Origin of the sequence: Kluyvera genomosp. 2, assembly GCF_036759865.1 — a bacterium.
GTDB classification, from domain to species: Bacteria; Pseudomonadota; Gammaproteobacteria; order Enterobacterales; family Enterobacteriaceae; genus Kluyvera; species Kluyvera ascorbata_B.
Map to the genome: position 1 here is coordinate 126,791 of NZ_JAPKIA010000001.1, position 14,842 is coordinate 141,632.

A 14,842-nucleotide genomic window follows, 5' to 3' on the forward strand; every position below is an offset into this window, starting at 1 on the left:
CGCCTTTTTTTATGGCTAAAAGTTTTCAACACCAAGGATTGCATCATGATTAACAAAATTTTCGCTCTCCCGGTTATCGAACAGCTTACCCCTGTCCTCTCCCGTCGCCAGCTCGACGAGCTGGAACTGATTGTCGTAGACCATCCCAAAGTAAAAGCCTCAGTGGCCTTCCAGGGTGCACATCTGCTTTCCTGGAAGCCAGAGGGGGAACAAGAAGTGCTGTGGCTAAGCGCCAATACCCCGTTTAAAGACGGCGTTGCCATCCGCGGCGGCGTGCCCATTTGCTGGCCGTGGTTTGGCCCAGCCGCGCAGCAGGGTTTCCCGGCGCACGGTTTTGCCCGTAACCTGCCGTGGGCGCTGAAGGCGCATAATGAAGACGATAATGGCGTGGTCTTAACCTTCGAGCTCAAAAGCAGCGATGCCACCCGCCAGTACTGGCCACACGAGTTCTCTCTGCTCGCGCGCTTCAAGCTGGGTAAAACCTGCGAGATGGAGCTGGAAGCCCACGGTGAATTCGAAACCACGACCGCACTGCATACCTATTTCAACGTCGGCGACATTCATGCCGTGAAAGTGAGTGGTCTGGGCGATCGCTATATTGATAAAGTGCTGAATGCGCAAATCGGTGAGCTGAGCGACGGTGTACAGACCTTCCCGGATCGAACCGACCGCGTTTACCTGAACCCGGAAGCATGCAGCGTGATCCACGACGCCTCGCTGAAGCGTACTATCGACGTGATTCATCATCACCATGTGAACGTTGTCGGCTGGAACCCTGGCCCGGCCCTGTCCGTTAGCATGGGTGATATGCCGGATGACGGCTATAAAACCTTCGTTTGCGTAGAAACCGCCTGCGCCAGCGCAACGCAGAAAGCCACCGAAGAAAAACCGGCGCGCCTTGCGCAAACCATTCGCGTCCTCAACCGCTAATTCCCTCCTCCTGGCCGGGCCTATCCTATTGCCCGGCCTTTTTCTCTACGGCACATCAACAAAGCGCATTTATTCAAAATAAGTTACCGGTAACATTGAATAGATCAATCTTCTAAGCAAGATCCTAAATCGGCACAAAAATCGGTGATAGTCTGCATCGATAAAAACAACTCACTAGCTAATAGTGAATGAATACCATTTTTATCTATTTAAATCCCTCCTCGCCTCCCTTATCAACTCTATTGCGCAAACCATGACGCCATAAAGGCCTCACCTGCGCAAAGCGTATATGTGCCGATTCAGTTTTTAGCAGAGGATTACCATGCCTGTTTTACACGCGCTCCCCTTCAGGCAGAGCGCAATTGCGTTTGCCACAAGCCTGGCGCTTTACGCCGCCTTCAGCCAGGGTGCCTATGCCGCCAACGGTGCGGATGGCAGCCCAGCGACATCGGATGCCAGCGCCCAGGGCGGACACGGCGGCAATATGGACCTTGTCACCGGCGTAGGGGGTAACGGTGGCCACGGCGGTGTCGGTGGCCGTGGCCAGGCCAGCAGCGATGGTGAAAACGGCTATGCTGGCAGCACCGGCAGCACGCCGCTCCCCGCAGGAACAGGTGGCCGTCATCAGGAGCCCGTTAGCAGTGCAAACAGCGGGTCCGGGGCCGCAGGCGGTGGCGGCGGCGGCGGTTCGGCTGGCGTTGTCTTTAACGGCAGCGGATCAACCAGCAATACCGGTACGATCGTCGGGGGCCGTGGGGGCCACGGCGGCAACGGCGGCGCAAACACTGCGGATATCGCGAATGCCGGCAACGGAGGTAACGGCGGCGATGGCGGCGGCGGCGGTAGCGGTGTGCTGTTAACCACAAGCGGCAGCTATACCAACAGCGGAACAATAAGCGGTGGCGATGGTGGCACCGGCGGGAATACCGGTAGCGCCAGCGCTAGCGCTCTGACCACCAGCGGCAGTACGCTTCATGCGGGAAGCGGCGGATCCGGCGGGAAAGGCGGTGACGGCGTGACCGCCACCCAGGGCGGCAACATTAATAACACCGGTACCCTTCGCGGCGGTCGCGGTGCGACGGGCGGGCTGGCGGCTAACGCCAACAGCACGCAAAACAGTACCGTTACCGGCGTTGGCGGCACCGGTGGTGAAGCCGCCAGCGGCGGCAGTGGCGTCTGGCTGAGTGATACCAGCACCCTTACCAACAGCGGGCAGATCGTCGGCGGCATTGGTGGCGACGGCGGTAACGGCGGGGCTGCAGAAATGGGTCAGGGATCCGGCGTTGTCGGCTATGGCGCGGAGGGCGGCAACGGCGGCAGCGGGATCACCGTCGTTGGCAGCGGCATCATCACCAACCAAGCCGCAGGACAGATAGTTGGCGGTAGCGCCGGTACCGGCGGCGGCGGAAACTCCACCAGCAGCGGGCTCAACCTGACCGGCGGGGACGGTGGCGACGGAGGGAACGGCGGCAGCGGCATTGCGCTACAAAACGGCGGGAACGTCGATAACTTTGGCGCCGTGCTCGGCGGCGCGGGCAACCGAGGCGGCGGTAGCGGTAACCTCCCCTCTGCGCGCGGCGGTGATTCAGGCACCGGCGGCACCGGAATCGAAATCAGCCAGCAGGGCAACGTCACTAACGAAACCTCCGGTAAGGTATCGGGCGGCAAAGGCGGCGATGATTCTGCCGGCGGCGGCGGCGTCGGCGGCGTTGGCGGTACCGCCGTCAGCATTACCGGCGCGGGCGAGGTATTGAATAAAGGGCAGTTTATCGGCGGTGACGGCGGCGCGGGAGCCAATGCCAACGGCACCAGCGCGAACGGCGGTACCGGCGCGCAGGGCGGCAACGGGCTCGCCATTGACGGCCAGGGCACCGTCACCAATGCCGCTGGCGCCTCGGTGCGCGGCGGGATGGGCGGTACCGGCGGCGGCGGGAGCAATACCGGCAACGGTGGCGCTGGCGGGAAAGGCGGTAACGGCGTGCTGATTGGCGCGGGGGGAACGGTGACCAACGACGGCACGATCCTCGGCGGTACCGGTAATCGCGGCGGTGGCAGCGGTAAAGCGGATGGCGGTAGCGGCGGCGACGGCGTACACATCGCCAGCGGCGGCGGAACGCTCAATAATACCGGGACCATTGCCGGTGGCAGCGGCGGCAATGCCGGAACGGCCAGCGGCACCTCCGGCGCGGGCGGTATCGGCGTCTACGGCAGCAATATGACGATTATTAATAGCGGCACACTTGAAGGCGGGATGAGCCAGGACGGCAAGACGCGAGCCCGGGCGGTCGAGTTTACCGACGGCACGAACTCACTTACGCTGCACGCGGGGTATCAGGTGATCGGCACGGTAAGCGGCGATAGCGGTGACGATACCCTTATGCTCGGCGGGTCGCAAAATGCCCGTTTTGATGTTTCCAGCATCGGCAACGACGCCCAGTATCAGGGCTTTGACCATTTTACGAAAAAAGACGCGAGCACCTGGCTTTTGCAAAACACCACGACGGCCACGACGCCGTGGACGCTCTCCGGCGGCATACTGCAAATCGCTAAAGATGCCAACCTCGGCAACGCCAGCGGTACGCTGACGTTTGACGGCGGTACGCTGCAGCTGCTGGATAATCTGGATTTAAACAGCGCGCGTCCGATCGCGCTTAACGACGCGGGCGGCACGCTCGATACCCAAGGCTACAATACGACGATTAAGCAAGGGATCACCGGCCCCGGGGGCCTGACTAAACAGGGGGCGGGTACCTTAACGCTGAGCGGCGACAATCGCTTTAGCGGCGAGACGAAGCTTGCCGCCGGGCGTCTTGATGTTACCGGCTCACTTGCAGGAGCCGTGCGTGCGCAAACCGGGACGGCGCTTTCAGGTAACGGCAGCGTTGGCAGCACCACTCTCGATGACGGCAGTTCGTTGACCGTCGGCTCGCTCGCCCAGGCTACGAGCGCTGATGCCGTCTTTAGCATTACCGGAGCGCTGGATAATAGCGGAACCGTCACCCTCTCACGCAGCGCCGAGCATGCCGGTAATCAGCTTAATATTAGCGGCGATTACCGCGGCCAGGGCAGCGCCCTGCTGGCGATCAACACCGTACTTGGCGGCGATCATTCGCTGACCGATCGCGTCAGCATTGCCGGCAGTACCGCCGGAACCACGGCGGTCAGTTTTCGCAACGTCGGCGGGCTGGGAGCGCAAACCCAGCAAGGGATTGAGGTCATTAGCGTTAGCGGGGCCTCCGCTACGGGCGCATTTCGCCAGACGGGGCGCGTGGTTGCCGGGCCATGGGATTACAGCCTGGTGCAAAAAGGGAAAAACTGGTACCTGACGTCGATCAATACCACCGCGGTAACGCCAGTTTCACCGCCATCGCCGGTGCCACAGTATCGCCCGGAAGCCGGCAGCTATCTGATGAACCTTGCCGCCGCCAACACGCTGTTCAATCTCTCGCTCGACGATCGTGAAGGGGCCACTGAATACGGCGTTCAGGGAGATCACCGCCCTGCTCTCGCCGGGTCATTCTGGCTGCGCCAGGAAGGGGGGCAGAATCGCGTTAGCGCTGCCGACGGGCAGCTTCGTTCGCGGGCCAATCGCTACGTTGCCCAAATGGGCAATGAGTTCCTCCACGGCAGCCGCAACGGTGACGATCGCTGGGGGGCTGGCTTAATGGCGGGCTACGGCGACATACAAGGTTCAACCCGCGCCGCCACGACGGGCTATCGCTCGCGCAACAGCATGGACGGTTACAGCGTCGGGGCTTACGGCACCTGGTATCAGAATGCGCAGAACCGTCGGGGCATGTATCTGGACAGCTGGCTCAACTACAGCTGGTTCAATAACCAGATTAAAGGCGAGAGTCTGGCCAGCGAGCATTACCGCAGTAAGGGAATGACGGCCTCGATTGAGAGTGGATACAACATTCTGCTGCATGAATCGCGGCGCCAGGCGGTCTATCTTGAACCTCAGGCTCAGCTGACGTGGATGGGCGTAAAGAGCGCAGCGCATACCGAGGATAACGGGACCCGAATTCAGGACAACGGACACGGGAATATGCAGTCGCGGCTGGGGCTTCGTCTCTATCTGCGCGGCCATCGTGCAGAGGATGACGGTAAAAACCGTGAATTCAAACCTTATGTTGAGCTCGACTGGTTGCACAATACGCACGCTGCAGATATTCGCATGAATACCGTACGCATTACCCAGCAAGGCGCGCAAAACGTGGCGCAGCTTAAGCTTGGCGTTCAGGGGCAACTGACGTCGGCGTTGAACGTCTGGGGCGGAACCGCACTACAGGCAGGCAACAATCGCTACAGCGATGTCTCGGTGATGGTTGGGATGAAATACGCGTTTTAGCGGGAGGGATCATGACGGTGCGACGCACCGTCATGGGGCCTGAATTCGGTGCGACATGTCGCACCGAATGCTCACGCCTTAGAAGGTGTAGGTGATACCGGTAGACAGCAGTCCGGACCAGCTCTTATCAACCATCGGGCTATCGGTGATTTCGTCAGACAGACGGGTATAACGCGCGGTACCGTACACGCTCCAGTTTCCAGCGAAACGATAATTCGCGGTCATTTCCAGATACGGGTTCCAACTGCTGTCTGCGCTGTAGCTACGCAGGCCGCTGCGCGCCGCTTCACGACGGGAAACGCCGTAGTAGTAGTCGTTCTGGTTATCGCTGTTCCACTGTACGCCGATGCCCGGCGTTAAGGTCAGGCCACCGTTGGTGTAACGGTAAACCCAGCCCAGATCCCAGACCAGACCGTTGCTTTCATCCAGCATATCGCCCGCCAGGGTGGTACGCAGAGAACCGTACTGAGTATGGTGGAACCAGGACAGCCCGCCCATCATCGTGGACTGACGACGATCCAGTTTACGCAACTGGCTGTTATCGCTGTCGCCCGGTTTGAAATACATGGGTGACCAGTACGCCGTCAGAGACAGCTGGTCAGTACCGTCATTCCACAGGTAGTAACCACCACCAAAACCACGGAACCAGAAGTTATCGCCTTCATAGGTGATTACCGGTACCGGGTACACATCGTGGTCATACTGTTTGTATGCATGCTCAACGACGCCGACGCCCGCACCCAGCGTGAACTTACTTTCCGCTTGAGCAGCGGTAGCAGAAGTGGCAATCAGCACCCCTAGGGCTAGAAGTTTGATTCGATTCACAATCTGTAATTCCTTTTTTTTCAACGTATCAGCGGCGAAAGTTTACCTTCCACTTAGCCGGACGACAAATTTTTTACCTGTAATTACATAATGTGACTTGTCATTATCTCGCCTATTGATGGCAATGCCCTTACAAATGCATGACGGCTATATGAAAGCACAAAAAAGTTGAAAAGATTTAATGCTCGTATTTTTTGATGAGTTATTGATATGTCATTGAAAATCGATTTTATCGCCATGCAAGTTTTGCAAATGCCATCTACGCTTATTTTTAGAAGGCGTAATCGCCACACGCGTAACCGTTGATTGTCCGCAGACCTGGCATACAGGTTGCTGGGTCAAGGTTGAACGGCGTTCGGCTTACCTCTTCCGGGAGCCCCCATTATTCATACCAACGGCTCTTAACCTGTGCTAAAAAACGAAAGGACGGCATGCCATGAATATATTCGATCACTATCGCCAGCGCTATGAAGCTGCCAAGGACGAAGAGTTCACACTGCAGGAGTTTCTTGCTGTATGTAAGCAGGATCGCAGTGCCTATGCTAACGCGGCAGAACGGCTATTAACGGCTATTGGCGAGCCGATAATGGTTGATACCGCCCAGGAACCGCGGCTTTCCCGTCTCTTTTCGAACCGAGTCATCGGGCGCTACCCGGCGTTCGAAGAGTTTTACGGCATGGAAGAAGCCATCGAACAGATTGTTTCCTACCTGAAACACGCCGCCCAGGGACTGGAAGAGAAAAAACAAATTCTCTACTTATTGGGACCGGTCGGCGGCGGTAAATCATCGCTGGCTGAACGTCTGAAATCCTTAATGCAGCGCGTGCCCATTTATGTGCTGAGCGCCAACGGCGAGCGCAGCCCGGTAAACGATCATCCGCTGTGTCTGTTTAACCCGCAGGAAGATGCGCAGATTCTGGAAAAAGAGTACGGCGTCCCTTCCCGCTACCTCGGCACGATCATGTCGCCGTGGGCGGCGAAACGGCTGCATGAATTTGGCGGCGACATCACCAAATTCCGCGTAGTCAAAGTGTGGCCATCCATTCTTGAACAGATTGCGATTGCCAAAACTGAACCCGGCGATGAAAACAACCAGGATATTTCGGCACTGGTCGGTAAGGTCGATATCCGTAAGCTTGAACACTACGCACAAAACGATCCGGATGCCTATGGTTATTCCGGCGCACTGTGCCGCGCCAACCAGGGGATTATGGAGTTCGTTGAGATGTTTAAAGCGCCTATCAAGGTGCTGCATCCGCTGCTGACCGCCACCCAGGAAGGGAACTATAACGGTACTGAGGGGATCTCTGCCCTGCCGTTTAACGGTATTATCCTCGCGCACTCGAACGAATCGGAGTGGGTGACTTTCCGTAACAACAAAAATAACGAGGCGTTCCTTGACCGTGTTTACATCGTCAAAGTGCCTTACTGCCTGCGTATCTCCGAAGAGATCAAAATTTACGAAAAACTGCTCAACCACAGTGAGCTGACCCACGCGCCGTGTGCGCCGGGTACGCTGGAAACGCTGTCGCGCTTCTCGATTCTTTCGCGTCTGAAAGAACCGGAAAACTCCAGCATTTACTCAAAAATGCGCGTCTACGACGGGGAAAGCCTGAAGGATACCGACCCGAAAGCCAAGTCATACCAGGAGTATCGCGACTATGCTGGCGTCGACGAGGGAATGAACGGTCTGTCGACCCGCTTCGCCTTTAAGATCCTCTCGCGGGTGTTTAACTTCGATCACGCCGAAGTGGCGGCTAACCCGGTACATCTTTTCTACGTGCTGGAGCAGCAGATTGAGCGCGAACAGTTCCCTCAGGAGCAGTCGGAGCGTTACCTGGAGTTCCTGAAAGGCTACCTGATTCCGAAATACGCCGAGTTTATCGGTAAAGAGATCCAGACGGCGTACCTTGAATCCTATTCTGAATATGGACAGAACATTTTCGACCGTTATGTCACCTATGCGGACTTCTGGATTCAGGACCAGGAATATCGCGATCCGGACACCGGACAGCTGTTCGATCGCGAATCGCTGAACGCCGAACTGGAGAAAATTGAGAAGCCTGCCGGGATCAGCAACCCGAAAGACTTCCGCAACGAAATTGTCAACTTTGTGCTGCGCGCCCGCGCCAACAACAACGGCCGCAACCCGAACTGGACAAGCTACGAGAAGCTGCGCACGGTCATTGAGAAGAAAATGTTCTCCAATACCGAGGAGCTGCTGCCGGTGATTTCGTTTAACGCCAAGACCTCAACTGACGAACAGAAAAAGCACGATGATTTTGTCGATCGGATGATGGAAAAAGGCTATACCCGTAAACAGGTTCGCCTGTTATGTGAATGGTATTTGCGCGTACGTAAATCATCATAACAGCCACATACGGCCCGGAAGCTTACGCTTACCGGGCCAAGGCATGCATAAGTTGGCAACGCAGTTCAGGAGGGGCTATGACCTGGTTCATTGACCGGCGTCTGAACGGCAAAAACAAGAGTGCGGTTAACCGCCAGCGCTTCTTGCGCCGTTATAAAGCGCAAATCAAACAGTCGATCTCCGAGGCTATCAATAAACGTTCGGTGACCGACATCGACAGCGGCGAATCTGTCTCTATACCGACGGATGATATCAGCGAGCCGATGTTCCATCAGGGGCGCGGCGGATTACGCCACCGGGTACATCCCGGTAACGATCACTTTGTGCAAAACGATCGCATCGAGCGCCCGCAGGGCGGCGGCGGCGGTGGTGGCAGTGGTCAAGGACAGGCCAGCGCCGATGGCGAAGGTCAGGATGAGTTTGTCTTCCAGATTTCCAAAGACGAATACCTGGATCTGCTGTTCGAGGATTTGGCCCTACCGAACCTCAAGCGCAATCAGCAGCGCCAGCTCACCGAGTACAAAACCCATCGCGCGGGCTTCACGTCTAACGGCGTGCCCGCCAATATCAGCGTGGTACGGTCGCTGCAAAACTCCCTTGCTCGCCGTACCGCCATGACGGCCGGGAAGCGCCGCGAGCTGCACGCGCTGGAGGCCACGCTTGACGAGGTGGCCAAAAGTGAGCCCGCACAGCTGCTGGAAGAAGAGCGCTTACGCAAAGAGATAGCCGAGCTGCGGGCCAAAATTGACCGAGTTCCGTTTATCGATACCTTTGACCTGCGCTACAAAAACTATGAGAAGCGGCCAGAACCCTCCAGCCAGGCGGTAATGTTCTGCCTGATGGACGTTTCCGGCTCGATGGATCAGTCCACCAAGGACATGGCCAAGCGCTTTTATATCCTGCTCTATCTGTTCCTGAGCCGGACCTATAAAAACGTCGAGGTGGTGTATATCCGCCACCATACCCAGGCCAAAGAGGTGGATGAACATGAGTTCTTCTACTCGCAGGAAACCGGCGGCACCATCGTGTCCAGCGCGCTGAAGTTAATGGACGAAGTGGTGAAGGCCCGCTACGACCCGGCACAATGGAATATCTATGCCGCGCAGGCGTCGGATGGCGATAACTGGGCGGACGATTCGCCGCTGTGCCATGAGATTCTGGCGAAGAAGATTCTGCCGGTGGTGCGCTACTACAGCTATATCGAAATCACCCGCCGGGCACATCAAACCCTGTGGCGCGAGTATGAACACCTGCAGCAGACGTTTGATAATTTTGCCATTCAGCATATTCGCGATCAGGATGATATCTATCCGGTGTTCCGAGAACTGTTTCATAAGCAAGGCAGTACCGTTAAGGACTAAGTCATATCAATCAGCCGGTGAAATCTTGCTGGCTGATTTTCCTTCACAATAGCCATTGAACGCTCTCTGGAGGATTGATTGTCCCTTTTTACTTCGCAGATCCCCCGGTCATATCATCATCACTTGATGAAACGCTCACCACAATTAGGAGAGTATGCCCGGCGTAACGATTAATCATACAAAAAGTGTATAATAGGTTTAATTGAATGATGATGAGAGTATCTCTGTGATTAATGAAGTCGCTATAAACGTTAAAATAGACAGCATCCTTGAAGCCGATAACCGCCTGTTTCTGAAGCCAAACAGTTTAGGCCTGTATAATGTCTCAGAAATGCTTGACCGTTTTGCGCTGGCCAGAGCGGACTTAGCGAAAAAAAACAATGACCCTTTTGCTACCACGACCTATAAAGCCGTCTTGCAAGCAACACAGCTATTTGTCAGTAACCTTCCGCAAAGTGAGTCACTTGTCACGATTAACGGTGCCTACTGGTGCGATCTGGACCACCTCAAATTAATCCTCAAATTTTGTAGCCCTCTGTACGCCGATGCGGCTAACATGCTTGAATCTAAAGAGGATATAACCTTAAGTGAATGGTCAGATTGTCACGCTAAAAAATACAGTGTGATCTGTTTCTTTGGCGATAGCGATGAGTGCTATATTTCCGGCGCTATTTGGGGCGCATCGCGTATTCTGCATAACGAAAAAGACCTCTATGAATATGTCATATGCACCGAAATAAAAGTGGATGAAACAGCGAAAAAATATCATCTCAGTCAAGAAGCCAAATTTACGCTTTATCAAAACACATGGCGCTATTGTGCTCATGGTATTGAGCTTTACATGCAATATTATGCTCAACAGCAGATCCACAGTTACCCGAAGCTGACTGAAATAATGAAAGAATGCTTTGTTGCGGTCGAAAAAAATGCGCTTGAACTTGCCGTGCCCCCTACGCCCGCGGTGGTCACACCTAAAAAAGGGTTCTGGTCTCGTTTATTTTAAGGTATCGCTATGTATAGGCCACCATCCAATATAATGACGGTTGGCAGAACAGTATGATGAACCAGGCTTTTGTTGAGCCAGGCCCCTCTGTGGATGACTGCCCATCCGGCAACGGATGAGGCATGCTCAAAGCGTTTCATTTTATTAGATTTAATCATTTCACCTACTGACAACATGGTAGGGCTAAAATGCTTTACATGTTACTTTCACATAACCGATGAAACAGGCAAGAAACAAAAACGCATTGCGGGAATCGCCCTCTGCCAGCGCATCTACGTGTTTTGAAACATTTTCGTTGCTAATGCTTTACTAGAGATACGGCCCCGCCCATGGTAAAATTCCGAATTACACGGAAGAAGATTTAATTTCACCATGAAACTGCAGAACAAAATATTACGTTTCGTCATCTCCTCCGGTGTGGTAATACTGACATCATCATTTCTGATCTATGAATTGGTGGCCAGCCACCGGGATATGACAGAATATATGCGATATATCATAGACAAAGGAGAAGCCGCTTTTCTCTATGATAAATATCAGAACCAGCTAATTATATCGCAATTCACCCGCAAAATGGGCGACCGACCTACTGCCCAGGCGGCGGCGCGCGCCTGCGCCAGCGTTCAGCACCGCGGTGACATCAGCGGCCTGAACGTCGACGACTACACCTATACGCCGCTGCAGGGCACGTTGACCGCGGGTCATTCTCCCTGCCAGACGTGGGTGAACGATCTGCCCGCGCTGGAAGCCTTTGATTCTGCCATCGCCAATAATACAGCGTGGAAATCTATTCTGCCGAATGAACCGCAGCCACAAAAACGTTTTCGTTATTATATTGATTTAATGAATCAATATATTTATTTTAATTCCCCGGTTAAAATTACAAATACGGCGTTAACCGGCTGGAATTTCCTCTACGGTGGGCGTTTGGGTATTTCTCCCGCCAGTCTGGAAAACCTCTTTCTGGGTAGAACGGTGGTATCAAGCATCTATGCCGATACCTTTACCCGTAAGAATATCTTAACTTTCCTGACCCCTGTCTTTCAGCATGAACTGCTGAAAGGGATCGTGATGGTCGATCTTTCTCATCAGGATATGCGCGATATCTTTTATACCCACGATCGGCCGCTGGTCTGGCGCTACCTGGATATCTCGTTCACCGACTCCGACAATAATGCGCATATTGAAGTCCATCGCAGCGCAGCGCATCTACTGAGCTATGTGAACTACTCACGCCCGCTAGCAGAAAATATGCGCATCGAGCTGTCGCTGGACGTGATGTACTTCCTGCTCAGCTCGTGGAAACTGTTCCTGTTTTATCTGCTGACAACCGCGACCTTAATGCACCTGGTGCGCACCCACTTCCGTCTTTACCAGATGGTCAGCAAAGAAAACATCAGCGATTCACTCACCGGGCTGTATAACCGGAAGATCCTCTCGCCAGTGCAAAGCATGCGCCTTCAGCGCCTGACCGAGCAAGGTGCCAGCATCGTGATCATCGCGCTCGATCTCGACAAGTTAAAGAAAATCAACGACACCTGGGGGCATAACGAGGGCGACCGCGCCATTATCCTGCTTGCCCAGGCGATTTCCGCTACCGTGCGCAAGAGCGATTATGCGGTGCGTCTCGGCGGCGACGAGTTCTGCATTATTCTGGTCGACTATGACGAAGAAGATGCCCGGTTGATCCCGCAGCGCATCAAAGCGCAGTTGGCGCTGCTTGACGATGAAAATCGCGTTAGCTTCTCGTGGGGCGCGTATAAAATGCAGGTAGGCGATAACCTGGATACGGCGATGGACATTGCCGACCAGCGCCTTTATCAACATAAACATCAGCGAAATGGCAATAATGGGGGGAAGCATGATTGAGCCCGTATCACCGAATATCCACCAGCGGCTGCTGGCATTATTGGATAACCAACAGGCGCGCTATCGGGTGATGGAGCACGACGCAGTGGGTAAGTGTGAAGCCGTTTCCGCCCTTCGCGGTACCGCGCTTGGCCAAGGCGCAAAGGCGCTGGTATGCAAAGTAAAAGGCAATGGCGTGAACCAGCATGTGCTGGCGATTCTGGCGGCCGACCAGCAGGCCGATCTGTCGCGCCTGGCACAGCATATTGGCGGGCTGAAGGCATCGCTGGCAAGCCCGGCGGAAGTTGAAGCGCTCACGGCCTGCGTGTTCGGCGCTATCCCGCCGTTCAGCTTCCACCGCGCGCTGCGGCTTATTGCCGATCCGCTGCTGTTTGAACGCTTTGATGAAATTGCCTTTAACGCAGGCAGTCTCGAAAAATCCGTGATCCTCAATACCGCTGATTACCTGCGCATTGCCCAGCCGGAGCTGGTTGCCTTCCGCCGCCAATCCTGATGATACCCCTGGTCGATCGTAGGCCGGATAAGCGAAGCGCCAGCCGGCACCCTGACCCCCATTGCCGAACGGCGCTACGCAAAGTATGGCTGAAGACGATTCCACTGTTTATGCGCGAAGGCAGCCCATTAATGACGGTATTGGTCAAATAATCAGGCAAATGCCTGAAATCCTGCGCAAAGATTGAAAAACACCTGCCAGCGCGCCGCTTCTTGCGTACAGTAGGGAAACGGAAATACGTAGCCCGGCCGAGCATAACAACGCCGGGGCACGACCCGGGGGACAATAAATGCCTCGCCAGGGCTACGGCAACGCTGTCTTTTTCTCTTTTTGGCAAGGATTACCGCTCTATGCTCGATACCACCCTGCTGATCCTCCTGGGTCTGGCGGCGCTTGGCTTTGTAAGCCATAACACCACCGTTGCCGTGTCTATCCTGGTTCTGATTATTATCCGCGTTACGCCGCTGAGCGCCTTTTTCCCGTGGGTGGAAAAACAGGGGCTCAGCATGGGTATCATTATTCTGACCATCAGCGTCATGGCGCCTATCGCCAGCGGCACCCTGCCCGCCAGCACGCTGATTCACTCTTTCGGTCACTGGAAATCACTGGTTGCTATCGCCGTCGGGGTCTTTGTCTCCTGGCTTGGCGGGCGCGGCGTGACGCTGATGGGCAGCCAGCCGCACCTGGTAGCGGGTCTGCTGATAGGTACCGTGCTCGGCGTAGCGCTGTTTCGCGGCGTGCCGGTAGGGCCGTTGATTGCCGCTGGGCTGGTGTCGCTGCTTATTGGGAAGTCGTAGTCAGCGCCATCAGATAGCGCCCCGGCGTTTGCCCGAGCCCCTTACGGAACATGGTGATAAACGCGGTCGTCGAGTCATAGCCTAACGATAGCGCCACCTGCTGAACGCTCAGGCCACGTACCAGCATCTGTAGCGCGAGGATCAGCTGCAGCTGATGCCGCCAGCGGCGAAAATTGAGGCCGGTCTCTTTAACCACCAGCCGGGCAAGGTTGCGTTCGCTCATCGCAAAGCGGCTGGCCCACTGCGTCAGCGTCTGCCACTGCGCCGGTGCCGATGCCATCGTGTCGACCATCAGGCGGATTTTCGGGTGCGCGGAAACCGGCAGCTGTAGCTGTTGCTCCGGCTGCTGCGGCAGTTCATCAAAGAGAACCTGTATCAGCCGCTGGCTTTCCACCGTCAGACGCGCGTCCTTATCCCGCCGGGCCAGCGTCAGAATCAGCTCACGTACCAGCGGCGAAATTTTTAGCGTGCAGCAGTGCGCGGGCATCTTCGCGGCGCCCGGTTCAATAAACAGAAAGCATAGCTCCGCCTGTGGCGTCGCGCGATTGCTGTGCGGTACTTCTCCGGGGATCCACACCGCAAACTGCGGCGGCACCATCCACATAGCGTTTTCAACTTCGCAGGTAATCGCACCGTGCAGCGCCAGAATCAGCTGTCCTTTTCGGTGCTGATGCAGCGGAATATGCTGTTCCCCTTCTGATACCTGCACACCAAAGGCTACTGCAGCATCCTCATGGCTGTCAGGATGATAGCCACCTAAACCCAACCCCAGCATTATTTTGTCCGAATTTAGCGATAATTTGTCATTTTAGCTTGATTTAAACGAAGGCTAAAGCAGGTAT

The 14,842-nt window shown here is 55.4% G+C and carries 10 protein-coding genes; 8 read left to right on the forward strand and 2 right to left on the reverse strand.

The window, feature by feature from the left end; translation table 11 throughout:
• The first annotated feature begins 45 nt into the window (after positions 1–45).
• Together V6942_RS00625 and V6942_RS00630 are read left to right on the forward strand one after the other, a co-directional pair.
• Positions 46–930, forward strand: a complete 885-nt coding sequence (locus tag V6942_RS00625) for a D-hexose-6-phosphate mutarotase (protein WP_106926477.1) — start codon at positions 46–48, stop codon at positions 928–930.
• A gap of 322 nt (positions 931–1,252) precedes the next feature.
• Positions 1,253–5,281 carry an autotransporter outer membrane beta-barrel domain-containing protein gene (locus V6942_RS00630; protein ID WP_333500701.1) on the forward strand — a complete coding sequence of 1,343 codons (4,029 nt, stop codon included), beginning with the start codon at positions 1,253–1,255 and terminating at the stop codon, positions 5,279–5,281.
• Between the two features lie 78 nt (positions 5,282–5,359).
• Here V6942_RS00630 and V6942_RS00635 read toward each other — a convergent pair whose 3' ends face one another.
• Positions 5,360–6,106, reverse strand: coding sequence for a MipA/OmpV family protein (locus V6942_RS00635; RefSeq protein WP_106926615.1), 747 nt, complete (start codon positions 6,104–6,106; stop codon positions 5,360–5,362).
• 436 nt (positions 6,107–6,542) lie between these two features.
• On the opposite strand from V6942_RS00635, the gene yeaG reads away from it, so the two are divergent.
• From yeaG to V6942_RS00665, 6 genes are all read left to right on the forward strand, one after another.
• Positions 6,543–8,477, forward strand: coding sequence for a protein kinase YeaG (gene yeaG, locus V6942_RS00640; protein WP_106926473.1), 1,935 nt, complete (start codon positions 6,543–6,545; stop codon positions 8,475–8,477).
• 77 nt (positions 8,478–8,554) lie between these two features.
• Positions 8,555–9,838, forward strand: coding sequence for a YeaH/YhbH family protein (locus V6942_RS00645; RefSeq protein WP_333500702.1), 1,284 nt, complete (start codon positions 8,555–8,557; stop codon positions 9,836–9,838).
• Between the two features lie 226 nt (positions 9,839–10,064).
• On the forward strand, positions 10,065–10,841 hold the full coding sequence (locus V6942_RS00650; protein ID WP_106926469.1) for a hypothetical protein: 777 nt from the start codon (positions 10,065–10,067) through the stop codon (positions 10,839–10,841).
• 372 nt (positions 10,842–11,213) lie between these two features.
• Positions 11,214–12,710, forward strand: coding sequence for a diguanylate cyclase DgcJ (dgcJ, locus tag V6942_RS00655; RefSeq protein ID WP_182965577.1), 1,497 nt, complete (start codon positions 11,214–11,216; stop codon positions 12,708–12,710).
• Complete coding sequence (locus tag V6942_RS00660; RefSeq protein ID WP_106926466.1) at positions 12,703–13,203, forward strand: YbaK/prolyl-tRNA synthetase associated domain-containing protein; 501 nt, start codon at positions 12,703–12,705, stop codon at positions 13,201–13,203. The genes dgcJ and V6942_RS00660 overlap by 8 nt, the downstream gene beginning before the upstream one ends.
• A gap of 350 nt (positions 13,204–13,553) precedes the next feature.
• Entirely contained in the window at positions 13,554–14,000 is a 447-nt protein-coding gene (locus tag V6942_RS00665) for a DUF441 domain-containing protein (RefSeq protein ID WP_106926464.1), read from the forward strand.
• On the opposite strand, the gene V6942_RS00670 is transcribed toward V6942_RS00665, so the two are convergent.
• Positions 13,984–14,775 (reverse strand): AraC family transcriptional regulator, encoded by a 792-nt coding sequence (locus V6942_RS00670; RefSeq protein ID WP_182965579.1) that lies wholly within the window; start codon positions 14,773–14,775, stop codon positions 13,984–13,986. The two genes, V6942_RS00665 and V6942_RS00670, sit on opposite strands and share 17 nt — an antisense overlap.
• Positions 14,776–14,842: the final 67 nt, after the last annotated feature.